Raw genomic sequence first — 18,373 nt, forward strand, 5'->3', positions numbered from 1 at the left:
TCCGACAGGAGGCCGTCCACACCCTCCCGGTCGGTGGTGTGGTCGTCCGCGAACCGACGGTCACCCGTCGCGTCCGGCACGTACTTCACACAGACGACGATCCTCAAGCTCATGAGTGGTTCTCCTGTCACGGTCGCGCTGGTCCATGGCCTCACGTCATGCCGAGGGTACTGAGTGCCAATCCCGGCCCGGCCGCGCCCTGCGCGCCGTGAGCGCCACCTGGACCGGCATACCGTGTCGGCGCTCTTCGACTGGTGTCGGAGGCTCCACGAAGAGGATACGGCACTCAGTACCCCTGGTAAAGGAACTCAGTACCCTTCCCGATATGCGCTGGGCCTCAGGCCGCCCTCAGGCGGCCAGCACCACGGCGGCCTCCCCCGTGTAGACGCGGAAGGTGAGGGACTCCTGGAGGTAGAGCCGCACGGTGTCGGCGTCGTGGGAGAGGTATCCGACGGAGACGTCCTGACCGAGGAAGAGCTCGAAGTCTCCGCCCCGGGTGGACAGGAGGAGGGCGCCCTCGATGGCGGGGGCCCAGATGATGTCCCCGTCGAGGAGGCGGGCGAGGTGGTTGTGGACGGGGTAGCCGTGGTCGCTGGTCTCGTTGACGGCGGTGAAGGTGTCCGCGCCGAGCAGCAGCGAGTAGGGGCCGCCGACGCCGGCCAGGCGCAGCGCGGTGAGGGCGCGGCTGACGGCCTCGGGGTACTCGCGGACGTCCTCGGGGAGCTGGACCGGCGGGTTGGTGGAGCCGGCCCGGATGCCCTCGATGGCGGCGGCGCGGTAGCCCTCGAAGACGGCGCGGTCCTCGGCGAGGGCGATGGTGCGGGCGGCGTCCTTCACCGGCTGCCAGTCGGAGTCGCGGGAGCCGCGCTCGACGTCGTCGACGGCCTCGCGGCGGACGGTGAAGGGGACCCGCAGCTCGACCACCGGCTGGGCGGCGCGGGCGTGGGCCTGGACGCCGTCGGCGGGCGGTTCGATGCCGGTCAGGTGGCCGGTGCCGACGGCGGCGAGGGTGGAGCCGTCGGGGCCGTTCAGGTCGACCACGCGGCGGCCGGCGATGTGGAGCTTGAAGGTCTGGCGGGCCTCCTCCTCGATCTCCGCCCAGGCTGCGGCGGAGACGGGGGCGAGGTCGCGGTGCAGGTTGTTCATGGTGCGGGTCCTTGTCGGGAGGTCCGGTTCAGGGCGTGCCGCGCAGGCTGCCGATGCCGAGCGAGCCGGTCGCGGGGGGAGCACTCGGCGCGGGCGGAGCGGGCGGCGCCGACCGCACCGGGGGCGCCGGTGGCGCGGGCGGCGGGGCGTCGAGGAAGTCGGCGGTCGGGACGAAGAACAGCGAGCCGGTGACGGCGGTGGAGAAGTCGAGCAGCCGGTCGGTGGTGCCGGGCGGGCGGCCCACGAACATGTTGCGCAGCATCTCCTCGGTCACCTCGGGGTCGCGCGCGTAGCCGATGAAGTAGGTGCCGAACTCGCCGCCGCGGTCGAACGAGCCGAAGGCCATGTTGTAGCGGACGATCTTCCGTTCCTCGCCGTCCGGCCCGGTCACGATGCTGAGCGCGACGTGCGAGTCGGCCGGTTTGACGTCGTCGTCGAGCTCGATGTCGGTGAGCTTGGTGCGGCCGACCGCCCGCTCCTGGTCCTCGACGCTCAGCGCGTTCCACGCGTCCAGGTCGTGCAGGTACTTCTGGACGACGACGTAGCTGCCGCCGGTGAAGCCCGGGTCCTCGGCGCCGACCACGGCGGCGGTCTCGGCGGCCCGGCCCTCGGGGTTCTCGGTGCCGTCGACGAAGCCGAGCAGGTCCCGGTCGTCGAAGTACTTGAAGCCCTGGACGGAGTCCACCACGGTGGCCGCCCCGGCCAGTCGGCCGGTGAGCTGGCCGGCCAGCTCGAAGCAGAGGTCCATCCGGGCGGCCCGCAGGTGCAGCAGCAGGTCACCGGGGGTGGCCGGGGCCCGGTGGCGAGTGCCGGCCACCTCCCGGAAGGGGTGCAGGCCTGCCGGCCTGGGGCCGTCGAAGAGCCGGTCCCAGGCGTCCGAGCCGATGCCGGTGACACAGGTGAGGCCACCCTCGGGGGCCCGGAAGCCGACCGCGCGGCGCAGCCCGGCGAGATCGGGCAGCAGGTCGCGGACGGCGTCCTCGCCGCCGGGCTCGACGGTGAGGACCAGGAAGACCGCCGCGCTGGTCAGCGGGGAGAGCACGGCTTGCGGTTCGGCCTGCATGGCGAGGGTTCCTCCACGGTGGCACGGGAGGCCGGGGGGCGTCCCGCTCATGGCCGGTGGTCAGCCTGCCGCGGCCGCTGCCGGCCGGGCGGGCCGACGGCGTGACGGACCAGCGGACATCTGATCATGCGTACGATTACACCCCATAGCGGACCATTCGGCGCGGGCGGCACTCCCCCGGACGGCTCTCCCGGACGCACCGTCCGCCGAGGCCGTTCGGGGGCGCCCGCGGCCGGTGGGCACGCGGAAGGGGCGGACGCGCCGTCACGCGCCCGCCCCTTCCACCCCGGCTGTCAGGCGCTGTCAGACGCGCAGGGCCGCCAGCTGCTCGGCGAACGGCACCACCTGTTCGGGCAGCGCCGGCGCCGCCGGGCCGCGGCCGGCCAGCAGGGCCGCCAGTTCGCCCGCCGCGCGGTCGATCCGGCCCGGGAGGCCGTCGGTGAGCCCGTCCCCCGCCGTGCCCCAGTCGTCGGTGGCCGCGTAGACGGCGGTCGGCACCACCACCGCGCGCAGGTAGCTGAACAGTGGCCGGACGGCGTGCTCCAGGGCGAGCGAGTGCCGGGGCGTGCCGCCGGTGGCGGCGATCAGCACCGGCTTGCCGGTGAGCGCGTCGTGGTCGACCAGGTCGAAGAAGGACTTGAACAGGCCGCTGTAGGAGGCGGTGAAGATCGGCGTCACCGCGATCACCGCGTCCGCTCCGGTCACCGCGTCGATCGCCCCGCGCAGTGCCGCGCCGGGGAAGCCGGTGACGAAGTGGTGGGCGATCTCCGTGGCCAGGTCGCGCAGTTCGACCACCGTGACGTCCACCTGCCGCCCATCGTCGGACAGTTGACGGATCGTCGACTCGGAGAGGCGGTCGGCCAGCAGCCGGGTCGAGGACGGCTTGCTCAGCCCGGCGCTCACCACCACCAGCCGGTACGCGGTCACTTGGCCACCTCCATGGTCTCCCCGTCGACGGACTTCCCGTCGGCGGACTTCCCGTCGGCGGACTCCTCGTCGCGGGCCGCGACCCGCGCGGCGTGCGTCGGCCCGTCCGGCACCGCGGCCGGGCGGTTCCTGGCGAACTCCTCGCGCAGCACCGGCACGACCTCCTCGCCGAGCAGGTCCAGCTGCTCCAGCACGGTCTTCAGCGGCAGGCCGGCGTGGTCCATCAGGAACAGCTGGCGCTGGTAGTCGCCGAAGGACTCGCGGAAGGCCAGCGTCTTCTCGATGACCTCCTGCGGGCTGCCCACGGTCAGCGGGGTCTGCTCGGTGAACTCCTCCAGCGAGGGCCCGTGCCCGTACACCGGCGCGTTGTCGAAGTACGGCCGGAACTCCCGCACCGCGTCCTGCGAGTTGCGCCGCATGAACACCTGCCCGCCGAGGCCGACGTACGCCTGCTCGGGCGTGCCGTGGCCGTAGTGGGCGTAGCGCTCGCGGTAGAGGGCGATCAGCTTCTGGAAGTGCTCCTTGGGCCAGAAGATGTTGTTCGCGAAGAAGCCGTCCCCGTAGTAGGCGGCCTGTTCGGCGATCTCCGGGCTGCGGATCGAGCCGTGCCAGACGAACGGCGCGACGCCGTCCAGCGGGCGCGGGGTGGAGGTGAAGGACTGCAGCGGGGTGCGGAAGCGGCCCTGCCAGTCCACCACCTCCTCGCGCCACAGCTGGTGCAGCAGCGCGTAGTTCTCGATCGCGAGCGGGATGCCCTGGCGGATGTCCTTGCCGAACCACGGGTAGACCGGGCCGGTGTTGCCGCGGCCCATCATGAGGTCCACCCGGCCGTCGGCGAGGTGCTGGAGCATCGCGAAGTCCTCGGCGATCTTCACCGGGTCGTTGGTGGTGATCAGCGTGGTCGAGGTGGAGAGGATGATGCGGTCGGTCTGCGCGGCGATGTAGCCGAGCATGGTCGTCGGCGAGGACGGGACGAACGGCGGGTTGTGGTGCTCGCCGGTCGCGAAGACGTCGAGGCCGACCTCCTCGGCCTTGCGCGCGATGGCCACCATGGCCTTGATCCGCTCGTGCTCGCTCGGGGTGCGGCCGGTGGTCGGGTCGGGGGTGACGTCGCCGACGGTGAAGATTCCGAACTGCATGCTGCTCACCACACTCCAGGTCGGCCCCTCGCCCGGGCGCTCGGGGCGCACGGGGTTCTCGGGGCGGATCGTTAAACTTTCAACCACCTTAGCACCCGGGTGCGGATCGTTATTCCCGCCCACAATTGAGGGGGGAGCTCCGGAAGGGCGGCGAACCGATGGCGACGTACATCGCGGTGAGCGCGCTGAGCCACGAGGGCCTGGTGCGGCAGCACAACGAGGACAGCCTCACGGTCGGGCCGTGGACACTCTGCGCCACCGTGACCGGCAACCCGCAGACCCTGCTGTTCCCGCTCGGCCCGCCCTGCGTCGTCGCCGTGGCCGACGGCCTGGGCGGCCACCCCGGCGGCGAGGTCGCCAGCGCCCTGGTGGCCCGCCGACTGGCCGCCGACGGCGCCGGACTGGACGGCGAGGAGGCCGTCCGGGAGGAACTCCAGGAGTGCAACCGGGCGGTGTACGCGGCCGCCGCGGGCGAACCCGAACTGGCCGCGATGGGCACCACGGTGGCCGGCCTGGTCCTGCTGCCCGACCGGGCGGTGGCCTTCAACGTGGGCGACAGCCGGGTCTACCAGGTCACCCCGGACGGGCTGCGCCGGGTGAGCGTGGACGACAGCCCGCCGCTGCCGCCCGGCCGGCGCACCACCTCGGTGGTCACCCAGACCCTGGGCGGCTCGCTCGGACTGACCTTCGTCGAGCCGCACGTACGCGCCGCACCGCTGGCCACCGGCGACCGCTACCTGGTGTGCAGCGACGGCCTGACCGACCCGGTGCCGGAGGAGGAACTGGCCGCGCTGCTCGCACAACCGCACGACGGCTCCGACCGCGCCGACGGGAGGGCCGCGTTCGAGCTCTGGAAGGCGGCGATCGCGGCCGGGGGGCCGGACAACATCACCCTGGCGCTGGTCCGGATCGGCGAGTAGCCGCCAGCTGGAACGGACCCGCCCCGGCGGGGCGCCGAAGCGCTCCGCCGGGGCGGTCACCTGTCCGTGTTTCGGTCGCTCGACGAGCGTCCGGTCAGAGTTCGCTCGTGACGCTCACCCCGCTGAAGCCCTGCTGGGCGTAGAGGCTGAAGTAGACGTAGCCGGCCGGCGGGTTGGTGATCGTCAGGGTCTCGGAGTTGTCCGGACCCGACGAGTGCGCCGTGCTGGCGTCGGTGTACGCCCAGCCGGCCGGGTTGTAGTAGAGGTCGCCGTTGCCGGTGCCGCCGCTGGTGGTGACCTTCACCTGCTTGGTGCCCGCCGGCACCAGGAGGTAGAAGTGCGCGTAGTTGCCGGTGGTCGCCGCGATGTTGCTACGGGCGCAGTTGGCGTCCAGCTTGCGGATGTCGGTGCCGGCGCACTCCGGCAGCTGCGGCTGGGTGGGCGTGCCGCCGCCGGAGGCGCAGGCGCCGTTGGCGCACGCCGTCAGCCAGCTGTCGAAGCCGGCGTCGTAGCGGGTGCCGATGGTGGTCTTGAGCAGGGTGCGGGCGCCGGCCCAGTCGCCGACGCGGTACTTGGCGAGGACGGAGTCCAGGTCGCCGCGGTGCTGCTCCAGCATGTAGCGGACGGCGAGGTAGCCCCAGCGGTAGACCCGGTCCTGGTCACCGTAGGCGGTGTCGAAGAGGTCGCTCAGCTTGTAGGTGTGCTGGGCGGCCGCCGCGATGGCGGCGTCGTTGGTCACCTTGCGGTACGAGTACGAGATGTACTCGGCGAAGCCCTCGACCCACCAGACGGTCGGGGTGGTCATGCCGGCGTTGAAGTCGCCGTACATGTCGAACCGGCCGTCGAGGTAGTGGGTGTACTCGTGGTTGAGGTTCCAGATCTCGAACGACGGGCGGGCCCACTCGGCCTCGTAGCAGAGGAAGCGCGGCTGGTTGCCGGCCTTGGCCGGGTCGCCCTCCAGGTACATGCCGCCGTTGTTGGTGTCGATGCCGTAGATGGCCGCGGCCAGCACCTGGTAGTCCAGGGAGGAGTGGAAGACCACGACCTCGATCGTGGTGTTGCCGTCGTCCTTGACCGGACCGTTGTCGCGCACCACCGAGTGGAAGTACGCGTCCTGGCCGGTGAGGCTGGTGCAGGCGGTGCCCAGCTGGGTGTTGTCCAGCGCCTGGGCGATCAGCTTGATGCTCGGGCTGCAGGTGTAGTCGACCGTCAGCACGCCCGCCTTGAGCTGGTCGGAGGCGTTGCAGGTGCCGTAGTAGGCGCAGTTGGCGGCGTCGTAGTAGCCGACCCCGTCCGCGACCGCGGCCCACTGGTAGACGGTGCGACCGTTCGGCGCGGACTGCGCGACCAGCGACTTGGCGAGCGGACGGACCTTGGGCTGGAGCGCCGTGTCCTTCAGGAAGCGGGTCAGCTCCTTGGCCGCGTTGTAGACCAGCACGCCGAAGTCGCCGCCGAGCTGGTCGTTGTTGCGGGTCGCGAAGCCGGACAGCGCGTCCAGCACGCTCGGGTCGGCCTCGACCGCCGCGTCGAAGCCGGTCACCTGGTGGCCGCGGAACAGCACCGTGAAGACCGGGTTCACCGCCCAGGCCATGCCGGCCGGGTTCCAGGTGGCGCTGCTGTAGTCGTTCAGCAGCCGCTTGACCACCGGGAGGTAGCGGATGTTCTCCTGCGCGCTGTCGATCAGGGTGACGGCCTCGCCCACGATGGGCGCGTTGCCCGCGGCGACGTCCCGCACGTGCGCGCCGCCGAAGAAGGCGTCCAGCCCGGAACGGATCGCCGTCTGGAGGGCGGTGCCGTAGGTGCCGACGTCGTCCTTGTGGTACCACTGCGCGAAGTACCCGGCGCGCAGGTACAGCACCAGTTGCTCGACGGAGGTCGAGTTGTCGCCCGGGTAGCTGCCGGACGCGTCGCGCAGCGCGTACGCCACGGTGGTCATCTGCTCCTCGCGGAACGCGCCCCTCGCGTCCGCGCCGGTGAGCTGGAAGAGCCCGTTGACGCACTGGATGTCGGCGGCCTTGATGTGTTGGACCAGGTCGCCGCCCGTCCGGCCGGTGAAGTCGCCGACGTTGCAGGGCTGGGCGGCCGCCGCGCCGAGGGAGAAGGCCTTGGCGGTCGGCCGGGCCTCGGCCGGCCGGGTGTCGAGCGGGAGCGGGGCTCGCTGGTCGACAGAGGCGAACTGCCGGTCGGTGTGGCCGCGTTCGGGGGCGCCGGCGGCGGGCTGCGGCGCCGGTCCGGCGGGGGTGGTGGGGGCGGACGCGCCGCCGGGGGCGGCGGCGGGGGCGGCGGCGGGGGCGGCCTTGCTCTGCGGGGCGAACAGGCCGATCGTCAGGAACATGGTCAGGGCGAGCACTAACAGCCTTGCCAGCTGCGGGAGTCGCAGCAGACGCGCGGAACTCACGTGGGGGCCTCCGGGCCGTCGTCGGCCGCATTGGGGGTGCGGCCGGTGGGGGGGGGGTGAGGACCGTTGGCGACGGCGCCTGTGGGCGGCTCCGTCGTACACACGGTGGGGAGTGTGACATGTACCATGGCACACATCACATGACGTTGGATAGCCCTGCTCATGTGAGCGATTGGCGGGGGAACGACGCAGGGGCCGTGCCGGCGAATCGCCGACACGGCCCCTGCGCTCGGGGGTTGACGCCCCGCTCGACTACTTCCGCACTACTTCCGCAGCAGCAGGATCACACCGGCCGTCACCAGGCCGACCAGAACCGCCGCCGCGCCGTACGCCAGCCGGTGGGCGCGCAGCACCGGCAGGAAGCGGTCCACGGCGTAGCGGCCCGGGCCGGTCAGGGCGAGCGCGGCGGCACCCGCCGTGAGCAGCAGCTCGTACTCGCTGCCCTTCGGGGCGAAGAAGCCGCCGCCCCAGGTGACGGCGATCGCGTTGACCATCGTGCCGACGATCGCGGCACCCGCCAGCGGGGTCAGCAGGCCGACGGCGAGGGCCAGTCCGCCGAGCGTCTCGGTGAGGCCGGCGACCACGGCCATGGCGTTGCCCGCCGGGTAGCCGCTCATGGTGAAGAACTGACCGGTGCCGTCGATCCCGCCGCCGCCGAACCAGCCGAACAGCTTCTGGCTGCCGTGCGCGGCCATGGTCAGGCCGAGGGCCAGGCGCAGGAGCAGGAGTCCGGCGTCATAGGCGTGCGGGGAGGTCGTCGCGGAGTCGGGGGTCGCCCGGCCCGGGAGGACGGTGGTGGTGGGGGCGGTCGTGCTCGGGCTGCTGCTCGGCATGCGCGTCTCCATCGATCGGGATCGGTCGTAGGGGTGTGGTGGTGCGGCCGGGCGGGTCACCCCGCGGTTGTTGTTCAAATTTGAACCGGCCGCTCCTCGACCGTACCTTGGAGTTCGAATTTGAACAACTGACGGATCGTGGACAACTCGCGGGCCGGACCCGGCCCGGGGCAGGGTGGAGACATGGCTCAACGCAGGCAGCACCGGCGGACCGCGAAACCCGGCACGCCCTACCCCGAAGCCCTCGCCGCCTTCGGCGAACGCGTCCGGCTGATCACCCCCCGCCAGTGGGACGCCCCCACCCCGTGCGCCGACTGGTCCGTCCGCGAACTCGTCAACCACCTCACCGGCGAACAGCTGTGGATCCCCGAACTGCTGATGGGCGCCACCATCTCCGAGGTCGGCGGCCGCTTCGACGGCGACGTCCTCGGCGACGACCCGGTCACCACCTGGACGGAAGCCGCCGACGCCGCCCGGGACGCCTTCGCCGTCCCCGGCGCCACCGAGCTCACCGTCCACCTCTCCTTCGGGGACGTCTCCGGGCAGTACTACCTGGACCAGCTCACCACCGACCTCGTCATCCACAGCTGGGACCTCGCCGAAGCCGTCGGACGGCGCACCCGGCTCCCGGCGGAACTCGTCGACTTCGCCCTCGGCGAGTTCGCCGGCTACGGGAACCTCTCCGGGAGCGGCCTGTTCGACCCGCCCCTGCCCGTCCCCGACGACGCCGGCCCGCAGACCCGCCTGCTCGCCCTCACCGGGCGGCACGACCGGCCCTGACCTGCGGCGACCGGCGTGGTACCCGACGCCGGATACTGGAAGGAGCGGGGGCCACGATCCGTGCGAGAGGCGGGCACGCCATGAGCCGCAGGCCGGACATCCTCGGCGAGTTCACCGCCGACCACCGGGCGGTCACCGAGTTGCTCGACCGGATCGAGCGGGCACCCGCCGGCGCCGCCGAGCGCGCCGACCTGCTGGCCCGGCTGACCGACCTGCTGTTCACCCACTGCGCGGCCGAGGAGGAACACCTCTTCCCGCTCGTGCAGCACGACGTACCGGACGGCGGGGCGCTGGTGTTCGGCAGCATCCACGAGCACCTGGCGATCGGGCAGTACCTCTCCGACCTCCAGGGGCTCGGCCCGGCCGACCCGGCCTTCGACACCCTGCTGCGCGGCCTCGCCGACACCCTGCGGCGCCACCTCGCCGTCGAGGAGAAGCAGCTCTTCCCGGCCGCCCGCAAGGCCCTGCCCGCCACCACCCGAGCCGCGCTCGGCGACCGGCTGCGGGCCGAACGCGCGGAAACCGCCGAGGACGTCGAGGGCCTTGAGGGCGCCGAGGGCCTTGAGGGCGCGGGACCCGCCGAGGCGGGCAGCACTGAGCCGTGAACGTCAGTTCTTCGGGCTGATCACCGCGAAGCGGCCGCCCTCCCGGTCCTGCAACCGGGCCACCCGCCCGTACGGGGAGTCGAAGGCGGCTCCCACCACCGAACCGCCCAGCTCCACGGCCCGGGCCAGCGCCCGGTCCGCGTCCGGAACGGCGAAGGACACCTCCCAGTGCGGCGGCAGCCCGGCCGCACCGCCCGCCTGCTCCCTCGCCAGTGCGGCGACACTGTGGCCCTCCGCCCGCAGCACCACCCGGTCGTGCTCCCAGCGGACGTCGAACCGCTCCGGGTCACGGCCGTCCCAGCGGAACACCTGCCCGTAGAACAGGGCCGCCGCGAACGGGTCCGGCGTGCGCAGCTCGATCCAGACCGGTGCGCCCGGCAGGTCCAGCCGTCGGGCCCGGCCCAGCGGGCCCTCCCAGATGCCGAACACCGCCCCGGCCGGGTCCGCCGCGAAGGCCACCCGCCCGGCGTCGAAGGCCAGCGGGCCCACCGCCAGGGTCGCGCCGCGCTCGCGCACCGCGTCGGCGGCCTCGTCCGCGCTCTCCGTCCCGAAGTAGCTGGTCCACGCCACCGGCATCGCCCAGTCGCTGCCCGCGACCCCCAGCCCGGCCACCGCCTCCCCGCCGGTCACCGCGTGCAGGTACGGGCCGAAGCGGTCCGGCCCCGGCTCGAACTCCCAGCCGAGCAGCGGCCCGTAGAACGCCTTCGCCCCCTCCAGGTCCCGGGCCGTCAGGCTCACCCAGCACGGAACGGCCGCCACGCAGCGCACCTCGGCGGTCTCACCGCTGCCCATCGCGGACCTCCTCGCCCCCCGGCCGCCGGGCCCCTCCCGACTCCCACGGCCCACCGGCCGCCCGGGACGCCCACAGCCTAGGGGGATGGGCGTAGCACGTTCCGGGAGGCATGGCCGGGATCAGCGCACCCAGTTCTTGAGCGGCTCGGTGTCCAGCGAGATCCCCACCGGCTCGGGGAGGTGGACGGTCCTGCCGAACGGGAGGATCTGCGCGGTCTCGTAACGGACGCCGTCGGGCTGGCTATGGACGACGACCTCGGCTGAATCCCGGTCGATCAGCAAGTAGATCGGGATGCCGGCCTCGGCATAAGCCCGAGGCTTCTCGACGCGATCGCGCCGGTCGGTGTCCGAGTCGTAGGAGGTGACCTCGACGACCATCAGCACACCGTCAGCGTCGGCCCACTCCCCTTGACCGGCAACGGTGCCGCTGGGGGCGAGCGTGCCGTCCGGGTGAGCGCGTCCGCCACGGTAGGACCGAATCTTCAAACCGTGGTTGTACAGCCACAAATCGGGACGCGCCTGGATGCAGATCCGCGTCAGCCACTCGATGATCATGCTGCGGTCGCCGTCCGGCACGGGCTTGATCCCCAGCTTCCCGTTGATGAACTCCAGCCGGATTCCCTCTGCGCGGCGGGCTACGAGGTCGGCAATCTCCTCGAACTCCTCGGGCAGCATGTGCGGGCGCTCGGAGATCGCAGTCATGGGCTTTCCTCCTTCGCCTGGGCACCCTGCCGTGCAACGAACACACCGGCGAGTGGTTACGGGCCGTCCGGCTTCCGCCGATAGCGCCCGCCGTCCGGCCATGGCCCTACCCATGGCCGGACGGCGGCACAGGAAATGTGATCCAGGTCACAGCAAAAGCCGAAATTTCCGGGGACGGAATCCCCGTTTGGTCTTTCGTAGGCAGAAGCGGGGAGAACTTCCCCGGTATCCTGAAGGAGCAGTCGCCGTGACCACCGCCGCCACCGAGCCGGTCCGACCCGTGGAGACCGTCCGTGCGCCCAAGCTGCGCGCTGACGCGACCCGCAACCGGGAGCGGATCGTCCTGGCGGCTCGCGACGCCTTCGTCGAGCACGGCGCGGACGTGCCGCTGGACGAGATCGCGAAGCGGGCCGGGGTCGGCAACGCCACGCTGTACCGGAACTTCCCGGACCGCTCGGCGCTGGTCCGCGAGGTGGCGCTGCTCGTCAAGAGCCGTATCCTGGCCCTCGCCGAGACGGCGACGGTCGAGGCGGACGCCCCTGACGGCGTCCCGTTCGACGCCCTGCAGCGGTTCGCGCACGCGACCGTCGCGGAGAAGCTCGGCGCGCTCTGCCCGATGTTCACCAGCCATGTCGACCCGTTCGACCCGGACCTCACCGAGGCCCGCGTGCGCCTGACGGCCGCCGTGAGCGGTCTGATGGAGCGCGCCCGGGCGGCGGGTGAACTGCGGGCGGACGTCGACCACGGTGACCTGTTCATCGCGATCAGCCAGCTGACCCGGCCGCTGCCGGGGACGTCCTGCCAGCTGCTCGACGACTTCGTCCACCGGCACCTGCAGTTGTTCCTGGACGGGCTGCGCACGCCGGCCCGTTCGGTGCTGCCCGGCCGGGCCGCGACCTTCGAGGACTTCCAACCCCACCACTGACCCACAGCGGTACCCCGACCGACCGACCCACCCTCCGGACCGTGCCGACCACCGGCCCGCCGGAAGCCGATCCCCGCACGTCCCGCACCACCCGCCCCGCACCGACGCCCCGTACGGCGACCAGCCGTCCCCGTACGGCGGTCGGCCCTTGTCGCACGCCACGCACCCCGAAGTGAGTACCTCCATGCCTGAAACCGACGCCCGACCGGCGACGCTGCCCGATCCCCGGCGCTGGAAGGCGCTGATATTCATCGGCCTCGCCCAGCTGATGGTCGTCCTGGACGCCACCATCGTGAACATCGCCCTTCCGTCCGCCCAGCGGGACCTGGGCATCTCCGACGGCAACCGCCAGTGGGTGATCACCGCCTACGCGCTGGCCTTCGGCGGCCTGCTGCTGTTCGGCGGCCGGATCGCGGACCTCTGGGGCCGCAAGCGGACCTTCGTGGTCGGCCTGGCCGGCTTCGCCCTCGCCTCCGCGCTCGGCGGCGCCGCGGCCAACACCGCGATGCTGCTCGGCGCCCGCGCCCTCCAGGGCGTGTTCGGCGCGCTGCTCGCCCCGGCCGCGCTGTCGCTGCTGGCGGTGACCTTCACCGAGGCCAAGGAGCGCGCCAAGGCCTTCGGCATCTACGGCGCGATCGCCGGTGGCGGTGGCGCGATCGGCCTGATCCTCGGCGGTCTGCTGACCGAGTACATGAACTGGCGCTGGACGTTCTTCGTCAACGTCCCGTTCGCCATCGTGGCCGCCGTGGGCGCCGTCCTGGTGATCCGCGAGCCCGCCGAGGGCCGCAACCGCAACCGGCTGGACGTCCCCGGCGTGCTGCTGGTGACCAGCGGCCTGGTCTCGCTGGTGTACGGCTTCACCCGCGCCGAGTCCAGCGGCTGGACGGCCGCCAGCACGCTGGGGCTGTTCGTCGCGGCCGCCGTGCTGCTGACCGCGTTCGTCCTGGTGGAGCGCCGGGTCAAGGCCCCGCTGCTGCCGCTGCGCGTGGTGCTGGACCGCAACCGCGGCGGGGTGTACCTGTCGCTCGGCCTGGCCGTGATCGGCATGTTCGGCCTGTTCCTGTTCCTGACCTACTACCTGCAGCTCGTGCGCGGCTACAGCCCGGTGCTGACCGGCGTCGCGTTCCTGCCGATGGTGGCGGGCATGATCACCGGCTCGACCCAGATCGGCGCCCGGCTGATGACCCGCGTCCCGGCGCGGTTCCTGATGGCCCCCGGCTTCCTGGTCGCCTCGATCGGCATGCTGCTGCTGAGCAACATCGGTCTGGACACCTCCTACCCGATGCTGATCCTGCCCGGCCTGGTCCTGATGGGCCTCGGCATGGGCACCGCGTTCATGCCGGCGATGAGCCTGGCGACGCACGGCGTCCAGCCGCGCGACGCGGGCGTCGCCTCGGCGATGGTCAACACCTCGCAGCAGGTCGGCGGCGCCATCGGCACCGCGCTGCTGAACACCATCGCGGCCAGTGCCACCACCAGTTGGCTGGCCTCGCACGCGACCGCCGCGGCCGCCTCGTCGCCGGCGGCCGCCCAGGCCCTGCAGTTCCAGGGCATGGTGCACGGCTTCACGACCGCGATCTGGGTGTCCTTCGGGATCCTGGTGGCGGCCTCCGCGATCGCCTTCACCCTCGTGAACGCCGGTCGCCCGGACGCGGCGTCGGCTTCGGGCGCCGGTGCGGCGAAGAGCGACGAGGTTCCGGTGATGGCGCACTGACGCCTGCGGGTTGCTCGGGTGCGTACGCGGCCCGTCCGGTGTCCCCCTCCTGGGGCGCCGGGCGGGCCGCTCGCCGTTCCGGGGTCCGGAGCACAGCCGCCCCGGGTAGAAGTGGGGAGCACTCCCCGATTATGGTGACCTCAGCGAGAAGCGGGGAATGATCCCCACTTCGTTCCGACTGAGGTGCGTGCACATGACCCGGAATCAGAACCCAGGACGGGGGCGGCGGGCCGTCGACTGGGCGGACGGCCGACTGGGGATCCACACCCTGGCCAGGGCCAACCTGCGCAAGATCTTCCCGGACCACTGGTCCTTCATGCTGGGCGAGATCTGCCTGTACACCTTCCTGATCATCATCCTGACCGGCGTCTGGCTGACCCTGTTCTTCAAGCCCTCCATGGGCGAGGTGATCTACGACGGCTCGTACGTCCCGCTCAAGGGCGTGCCCATGTCGCAGGCCTACGCCTCCACGGTGGACATCAGCTTCGAGGTCCGCGGCGGGCTGCTGATCCGGCAGATCCACCACTGGGCCGCCGTCGTCTTCGTCGCGGCCATGTTCGTGCACATGATGCGGGTCTTCTTCACCGGTGCGTTCCGCAAGCCGCGCGAGGTCAACTGGGTCTTCGGCTTCCTGCTGCTCTTCCTCGGCATGCTGGACGGCTTCTTCGGCTACTCGCTCCCGGACGACCTGCTCTCCGGCACCGGCATCCGGTTCATCGAGGGCGTGGTGCTGGCCGTCCCGCTGGTCGGCACCTACGTCCAGATGTTCCTGTTCGGCGGCGAGTTCCCCGGGCACGACATCATCCCGCGGTTCTTCACCGTCCACGTGCTGCTCGTGCCCGGCATCATGCTCGGCCTGCTGGTGGCGCACCTGATCCTGGTCTTCCACCACAAGCACACCCAGTGGCCCGGGCCCGGGAGGACCGAGAAGAACGTCGTCGGCATGCCGCTGATGCCGGTCTACCTGGCCAAGGCCGGCGGGTTCTTCTTCCTGGTCTTCGGCACCGTCGCGCTGATGTCCGCCGTCGCCACCGTCAACCCGATCTGGGCGTACGGCCCGTACCGCCCCGACCAGGTCTCCACCGACGCCCAGCCCGACTGGTACATGGGCTTCGCCGAGGGCCTGATCCGGGTGATGCCCGGCTGGGAGGTCGGGCTCTGGGGGCACACCCTCAACCTCGGCGTGCTGATCCCGTTCACGCTGTTCCCGGTGATCCTCGGCGCGATCGCGGTCCACCCGTTCATCGAGAGCTGGGTGACCGACGACAAGCGCGAACACCACCTGCTGGACCGGCCGCGCAACGCGCCCGTCCGCACCGCGCTCGGCGCCGCCTGGATCAGCCTCTACCTGGTGATGCTGGCCGGCGGCGGCAACGACCTCATCGCCACCCGTCTGCACCTGTCGCTCAACGCCATCACCTACGCGGTGCGGATCGGCTTCTTCGTCGTCCCGGCGGCCGTCTTCGTCATCACCAGGCGCTGGTGCCTCGGCCTCCAGCGCCGTGACCGCGACAAGGTGCTGCACGGACGTGAGACCGGCGTCGTCAGGCGCCTGCCGCACGGCGAGTTCACCGAGGTGCACGCCGGGCTCGCGCCCGCCGAACTGCACCGGCTCACCGCACACGAGCAGCCCCGCCCCCTCGAACTGCCGGCCCCCGTCGACGAGAATGGAGTCGCCCGGAGCGCGGGCGTGCTCACCCGCACCCGCGCCCGGCTGTCCCGCGGATTCCACGGCGAACACGCCCGGATCGCCAAGCCCACCGCCGAGGAGTACCGCGAGATCACCGAGGGCCGCGGGCACTGACCCACGGCCCCGGTCCCCACGCCAGAGGGAGGACAGATGCACGACCGATCCGACCAGCTCGCCGACAACAGATACCTCCTGCTCACCACCTTCGGCGAGGACGGCACCCGCCGGGACTCGCAGATCTGGGTGGTGCCCGACGGCACCGCGCTCGGCGTCTGGACCCCGGCCCACTCCGGCGAGGCCGAACGGATCCGGCGCCACCCCCGGGTGCTGGTCGGCCCGTGCGACGCCCACGGGCGCCCGACCGGGCGGCCGGTACCGGCCCGCGCACGGCTCTGCGACCCGGACGACACCGCCCGCTACCGCACCTCGCTGATCAACAAGTACGGCCTGACGGCGCTGATCGCGCTGGCCCGCAGCCGGTTCCGGGTCGGGCTGGCCGGGACGGTCGGCATCCGGATCACGCTCAACGAGCTGGAGCAGCGGCTGGTCGGGCCCGAGTGGCAGCTGCCGACGACGTACTGCGTCAACTGACCCCGTCGGGCGGCCCGGTGGCGCCGGGGGCCGGGCACGAGCGTGCCCGGCCCCCGGCGCCGTTCGTGTTCCGAAGCGTTCACGCTGCCCGGGGACCGCTGTCAGGGCCCGTCGTCCGGCGCCTTCGCCAGGTCCCCGGGTTCGCACGCCTCCCGGCCCGTCGCCAGGTGCACGACCCTGACCGCGCGGTCGGGGCCGCCGGGCACGACCCGCTGCTCGTGCCCGCAGCGCGGGCAGATCAGCGGGATGCGCGGACGGTGCTCCCGGCCGCCGGCGTGGCCGCCGTCCGGGTGCGCGGCACTCACGTCAACGGGTGGGTCGGGATCGGGCTGACCTCCTGGATCTCACCGTGGGCCTTGGTGAGCAACTGCGAGGCCAGGTCGTTGAGGGCTCTGGCCCCCGCGATCTCCTCGCCGACCCGCAGCTGTTCCGGGTCCGAGGGGTGGCGGCTGCTGTAGCCGTGGGCCCGCAGTTCCCTGCCGTCGCGCAGCCGCAGCATGGCCGCGGCGGTCGTGCGCGGGCCGTCCTCGCGAAACTCCATCTCGATGTGCCAACCGACCAGAGTCTGCATGGCGGATCACCTCCATCGGTCACTCCTCCGGTTACTCCTCCAGAGTGCGCCGCACCCACCGTGAACACCAGGGCAGGCCGACCGGGGGCAAGTTGAACGCGTTCAACTGTGCGGCGTAGAGTCGTCGACGACCACGATTTGAACGCGTTCAAGGAGGTGCTTCCGGCATGGGGAAAGGCACGACGGAGCTGGTGAACCTGCTGGTCCTGCTCGGTATGGGCGCCGTCGTCCCGCTCGGCCTCGCCCTGATCGGCGAACCCGGCCTCGACCGCGTCCGCCGGCTCTGGCCGCTCGCCGCCGTCCCCGGCGCGCTCTCGCTCTGGCTCCCGCGCGGCGGCCTCGCCACCGGCAGCGCCGCCCTCTACGCGCTCGGCACCCTGGCCGTCGCCCTCCACGCCCCGCTGCGGCTGCGCCGGACCCGCTCGCTCGCGCCCGCCGAACTCGCCGTCCTCACCGCGCTCGCCGCCCCGGCGGTGGCCGGCACCGCCCTGGTCGCCGAACGCTCCGGCTACCCGCTGTTCGGCTTCGAACCGCACGTCCTGGCACTGACCGTCCCGCACTTCCACTACGCCGGCTTCACCGCCGCCCTCGTCGCCGGGCTGGTCTGCCGCAGCACCCGGGCGGGTTCCGGCGCCGCCCGCTGCGCCGCGTTCAGCGTGCCGGCCGGGACGCTGCTGGTGCTCGCCGGGTACTTCCTCGGCACCTGGGTCCAGTTCGCCGGGGCCTGCGTGCTCACCACCGGGATGTGGCTGGTCGGCCTGGTCACCTGGCGCGATCTGCGGCCCCGCGCCGCCGACCCGGTCACCGCCCGGCTGCTCACCGCCTCCTCGGCCGTCCTCGCCCTCACCATGCTGCTCGCCCTGTGGTGGGCCCTCGGCCAGGCGTCCGGGCTCCCCCACCCCACCCTGGCCTGGATGGCCGCCACCCACGGCGTCGGCAACGCGCTCGGCTTCGCACTCTGCTCGCTGCTCGCCTGGCGCCGGATCACCACCACGGAGGACCACCGATGACCGACCTCAGCTACCCGGAGCAGGGCGCCAGCGCCACCGGCCACCTGCCCGGCGGGTACCGCCACCTGCGGCACCGGGCACTCATCGGCCGGGGCCGCCCCGCCCTGGAGGTGGCCGGGGCCGCCCTGCTCGGCTGGCGGATGCACCGGCTGGCCGGCGTGCGGATCGACACCGACGCGGACCGGGCCGCCCCCGGCGTCGCCGTGCACTGCGCGATCGGCGTCGGCCCGCTCCGGGCCGGCGCCCCCAACCGGGTGCTGGCCACCGTCGACGGCCCGGACCGGTACGGCTTCACCTACGGCACCCGGGCCGGCCATCTGGCCCGCGGCGAGGAGACGTTCCTGGTCGAGCTGGAGGCGGACGGGGCGGTCTGGTTCAGCGTCACCGCCTTCAGCCGTCCGGTCGCCCGGTACGCCCGGCTGGCGGGGCCGCTGCTGCCGCTCGCGCAGCGGGCCTTCGCCCGGCGCTGCGGCCGGGTCCTGGCCCGGATCGCGGCGGACGCGGGGTAATGCCTTGGCCCGCCGGGTGGGCCGTCCGGCATGATCACCCGGTGATACGCATGCAGTC

At 72.4% G+C, this 18,373-nt stretch carries 19 protein-coding genes and 1 pseudogene; 9 read left to right on the forward strand and 11 right to left on the reverse strand.

What is annotated here, in order from left to right:
• From ABT015_RS29600 to ABT015_RS29620, 5 genes and pseudogenes are all read right to left on the reverse strand, one after another.
• A pseudogene (locus ABT015_RS29600) lies at positions 1–113 on the reverse strand (electron transfer flavoprotein subunit beta); the annotation flags it as partial.
• 235 nt (positions 114–348) lie between these two features.
• Positions 349–1,146, reverse strand: a complete 798-nt coding sequence (locus tag ABT015_RS29605) for a family 1 encapsulin nanocompartment shell protein (protein ID WP_350884446.1) — start codon at positions 1,144–1,146, stop codon at positions 349–351.
• Between the two features lie 28 nt (positions 1,147–1,174).
• The gene (locus ABT015_RS29610; protein WP_350884448.1) at positions 1,175–2,209 is read right to left on the reverse strand and encodes a Dyp-type peroxidase; all 1,035 of its coding nucleotides are present in this window, start codon (positions 2,207–2,209) and stop codon (positions 1,175–1,177) included.
• Positions 2,210–2,512: 303 nt separating this feature from the next.
• Complete coding sequence (locus tag ABT015_RS29615; RefSeq protein WP_350884450.1) at positions 2,513–3,136, reverse strand: FMN reductase; 624 nt, start codon at positions 3,134–3,136, stop codon at positions 2,513–2,515.
• On the reverse strand, positions 3,133–4,275 hold the full coding sequence (locus tag ABT015_RS29620; protein WP_350884452.1) for an LLM class flavin-dependent oxidoreductase: 1,143 nt from the start codon (positions 4,273–4,275) through the stop codon (positions 3,133–3,135). Before ABT015_RS29620 ends, ABT015_RS29615 begins: the two co-directional genes overlap by 4 nt.
• 158 nt (positions 4,276–4,433) lie before the next feature.
• Between ABT015_RS29620 and ABT015_RS29625 the strand changes: the two genes are divergently transcribed.
• Positions 4,434–5,195, forward strand: a complete 762-nt coding sequence (locus ABT015_RS29625) for a PP2C family protein-serine/threonine phosphatase (RefSeq protein WP_350884454.1) — start codon at positions 4,434–4,436, stop codon at positions 5,193–5,195.
• A 94-nt stretch (positions 5,196–5,289) separates the two neighbouring features.
• On the opposite strand, the gene ABT015_RS29630 is transcribed toward ABT015_RS29625, so the two are convergent.
• Both ABT015_RS29630 and ABT015_RS29635 read right to left on the reverse strand, forming a co-directional pair.
• A complete protein-coding gene (locus ABT015_RS29630) occupies positions 5,290–7,530 on the reverse strand; it encodes a M9 family metallopeptidase (protein WP_502897434.1) in 2,241 nt (746 codons plus the stop codon).
• 326 nt (positions 7,531–7,856) lie between these two features.
• On the reverse strand, positions 7,857–8,426 hold the full coding sequence (locus tag ABT015_RS29635) for a DoxX family protein (RefSeq protein ID WP_063346958.1): 570 nt from the start codon (positions 8,424–8,426) through the stop codon (positions 7,857–7,859).
• 183 nt (positions 8,427–8,609) lie between these two features.
• Here ABT015_RS29635 and ABT015_RS29640 point away from each other — a divergent pair, with 183 nt between their 5' ends.
• Together ABT015_RS29640 and ABT015_RS29645 are read left to right on the forward strand one after the other, a co-directional pair.
• Positions 8,610–9,206, forward strand: a complete 597-nt coding sequence (locus ABT015_RS29640; protein WP_350884458.1) for a TIGR03086 family metal-binding protein — start codon at positions 8,610–8,612, stop codon at positions 9,204–9,206.
• An 80-nt stretch (positions 9,207–9,286) separates the two neighbouring features.
• Positions 9,287–9,811, forward strand: a complete 525-nt coding sequence (locus tag ABT015_RS29645; RefSeq protein WP_350884460.1) for a hemerythrin domain-containing protein — start codon at positions 9,287–9,289, stop codon at positions 9,809–9,811.
• Between the two features lie 3 nt (positions 9,812–9,814).
• Here the strand turns inward: ABT015_RS29645 and ABT015_RS29650 are convergent, their stop codons facing one another.
• Positions 9,815–10,603 (reverse strand): VOC family protein, encoded by a 789-nt coding sequence (locus ABT015_RS29650; RefSeq protein ID WP_350884462.1) that lies wholly within the window; start codon positions 10,601–10,603, stop codon positions 9,815–9,817.
• 120 nt (positions 10,604–10,723) lie between these two features.
• Entirely contained in the window at positions 10,724–11,305 is a 582-nt protein-coding gene (locus ABT015_RS29655) for a Uma2 family endonuclease (protein ID WP_350884467.1), read from the reverse strand.
• Positions 11,306–11,552: 247 nt separating this feature from the next.
• On the opposite strand from ABT015_RS29655, the gene ABT015_RS29660 reads away from it, so the two are divergent.
• The 4 genes from ABT015_RS29660 to ABT015_RS29675 all read left to right on the forward strand — a co-directional run bounded on the left by ABT015_RS29660 (position 11,553) and on the right by ABT015_RS29675 (position 16,225).
• The gene (locus ABT015_RS29660; RefSeq protein ID WP_350884470.1) at positions 11,553–12,230 is read left to right on the forward strand and encodes a TetR/AcrR family transcriptional regulator; all 678 of its coding nucleotides are present in this window, start codon (positions 11,553–11,555) and stop codon (positions 12,228–12,230) included.
• A 184-nt stretch (positions 12,231–12,414) separates the two neighbouring features.
• Positions 12,415–13,944: an MFS transporter gene (locus ABT015_RS29665; protein WP_350884472.1), complete on the forward strand. Its 1,530-nt coding sequence runs from the start codon at positions 12,415–12,417 to the stop codon at positions 13,942–13,944.
• A gap of 193 nt (positions 13,945–14,137) precedes the next feature.
• Positions 14,138–15,748, forward strand: coding sequence for a cytochrome bc1 complex cytochrome b subunit (qcrB, locus tag ABT015_RS29670; protein ID WP_350884474.1), 1,611 nt, complete (start codon positions 14,138–14,140; stop codon positions 15,746–15,748).
• 36 nt (positions 15,749–15,784) lie between these two features.
• Entirely contained in the window at positions 15,785–16,225 is a 441-nt protein-coding gene (locus ABT015_RS29675) for a PPOX class F420-dependent oxidoreductase (protein WP_350884476.1), read from the forward strand.
• Positions 16,226–16,326: 101 nt separating this feature from the next.
• On the opposite strand, the gene ABT015_RS29680 is transcribed toward ABT015_RS29675, so the two are convergent.
• Together ABT015_RS29680 and ABT015_RS29685 are read right to left on the reverse strand one after the other, a co-directional pair.
• Positions 16,327–16,530 (reverse strand): hypothetical protein, encoded by a 204-nt coding sequence (locus tag ABT015_RS29680; RefSeq protein ID WP_350884478.1) that lies wholly within the window; start codon positions 16,528–16,530, stop codon positions 16,327–16,329.
• The gene (locus ABT015_RS29685; RefSeq protein ID WP_350884480.1) at positions 16,527–16,796 is read right to left on the reverse strand and encodes a DUF1876 domain-containing protein; all 270 of its coding nucleotides are present in this window, start codon (positions 16,794–16,796) and stop codon (positions 16,527–16,529) included. Before ABT015_RS29685 ends, ABT015_RS29680 begins: the two co-directional genes overlap by 4 nt.
• Positions 16,797–16,963: 167 nt before the next feature.
• Here ABT015_RS29685 and ABT015_RS29690 point away from each other — a divergent pair, with 167 nt between their 5' ends.
• Together ABT015_RS29690 and ABT015_RS29695 are read left to right on the forward strand one after the other, a co-directional pair.
• A complete protein-coding gene (locus ABT015_RS29690; protein ID WP_350884482.1) occupies positions 16,964–17,806 on the forward strand; it encodes a YndJ family protein in 843 nt (280 codons plus the stop codon).
• Complete coding sequence (locus tag ABT015_RS29695; protein ID WP_350884484.1) at positions 17,803–18,315, forward strand: DUF1990 domain-containing protein; 513 nt, start codon at positions 17,803–17,805, stop codon at positions 18,313–18,315. Before ABT015_RS29690 ends, ABT015_RS29695 begins: the two co-directional genes overlap by 4 nt.
• Positions 18,316–18,373 lie beyond the last annotated feature (58 nt).

The sequence above is a fragment of the Kitasatospora sp. NPDC094016 genome (assembly GCF_040304045.1).
Classification (GTDB): domain Bacteria; phylum Actinomycetota; class Actinomycetes; order Streptomycetales; family Streptomycetaceae; genus Kitasatospora.

Coding starts and splice junctions, on each gene's coding strand:
- ABT015_RS29690 (WP_350884482.1), top strand. CDS start 16,964: ATGGGGAAAGGCACGACGGAGCTGGTGAACCTGCTGGTCCTGCTCGGT.
- ABT015_RS29610 (WP_350884448.1), bottom strand. CDS start 2,209: ATGCAGGCCGAACCGCAAGCCGTGCTCTCCCCGCTGACCAGCGCGGCG.
- ABT015_RS29645 (WP_350884460.1), top strand. CDS start 9,287: ATGAGCCGCAGGCCGGACATCCTCGGCGAGTTCACCGCCGACCACCGG.
- ABT015_RS29605 (WP_350884446.1), bottom strand. CDS start 1,146: ATGAACAACCTGCACCGCGACCTCGCCCCCGTCTCCGCCGCAGCCTGG.
- ABT015_RS29685 (WP_350884480.1), bottom strand. CDS start 16,796: ATGCAGACTCTGGTCGGTTGGCACATCGAGATGGAGTTTCGCGAGGAC.
- ABT015_RS29630 (WP_502897434.1), bottom strand. CDS start 7,530: ATGTTCCTGACGATCGGCCTGTTCGCCCCGCAGAGCAAGGCCGCCCCC.
- ABT015_RS29620 (WP_350884452.1), bottom strand. CDS start 4,275: ATGCAGTTCGGAATCTTCACCGTCGGCGACGTCACCCCCGACCCGACC.
- ABT015_RS29655 (WP_350884467.1), bottom strand. CDS start 11,305: ATGACTGCGATCTCCGAGCGCCCGCACATGCTGCCCGAGGAGTTCGAG.
- ABT015_RS29640 (WP_350884458.1), top strand. CDS start 8,610: ATGGCTCAACGCAGGCAGCACCGGCGGACCGCGAAACCCGGCACGCCC.
- ABT015_RS29635 (WP_063346958.1), bottom strand. CDS start 8,426: ATGCCGAGCAGCAGCCCGAGCACGACCGCCCCCACCACCACCGTCCTC.
- qcrB (WP_350884474.1), top strand. CDS start 14,138: ATGACCCGGAATCAGAACCCAGGACGGGGGCGGCGGGCCGTCGACTGG.
- ABT015_RS29695 (WP_350884484.1), top strand. CDS start 17,803: ATGACCGACCTCAGCTACCCGGAGCAGGGCGCCAGCGCCACCGGCCAC.
- ABT015_RS29650 (WP_350884462.1), bottom strand. CDS start 10,603: ATGGGCAGCGGTGAGACCGCCGAGGTGCGCTGCGTGGCGGCCGTTCCG.
- ABT015_RS29625 (WP_350884454.1), top strand. CDS start 4,434: ATGGCGACGTACATCGCGGTGAGCGCGCTGAGCCACGAGGGCCTGGTG.
- ABT015_RS29665 (WP_350884472.1), top strand. CDS start 12,415: ATGCCTGAAACCGACGCCCGACCGGCGACGCTGCCCGATCCCCGGCGC.
- ABT015_RS29675 (WP_350884476.1), top strand. CDS start 15,785: ATGCACGACCGATCCGACCAGCTCGCCGACAACAGATACCTCCTGCTC.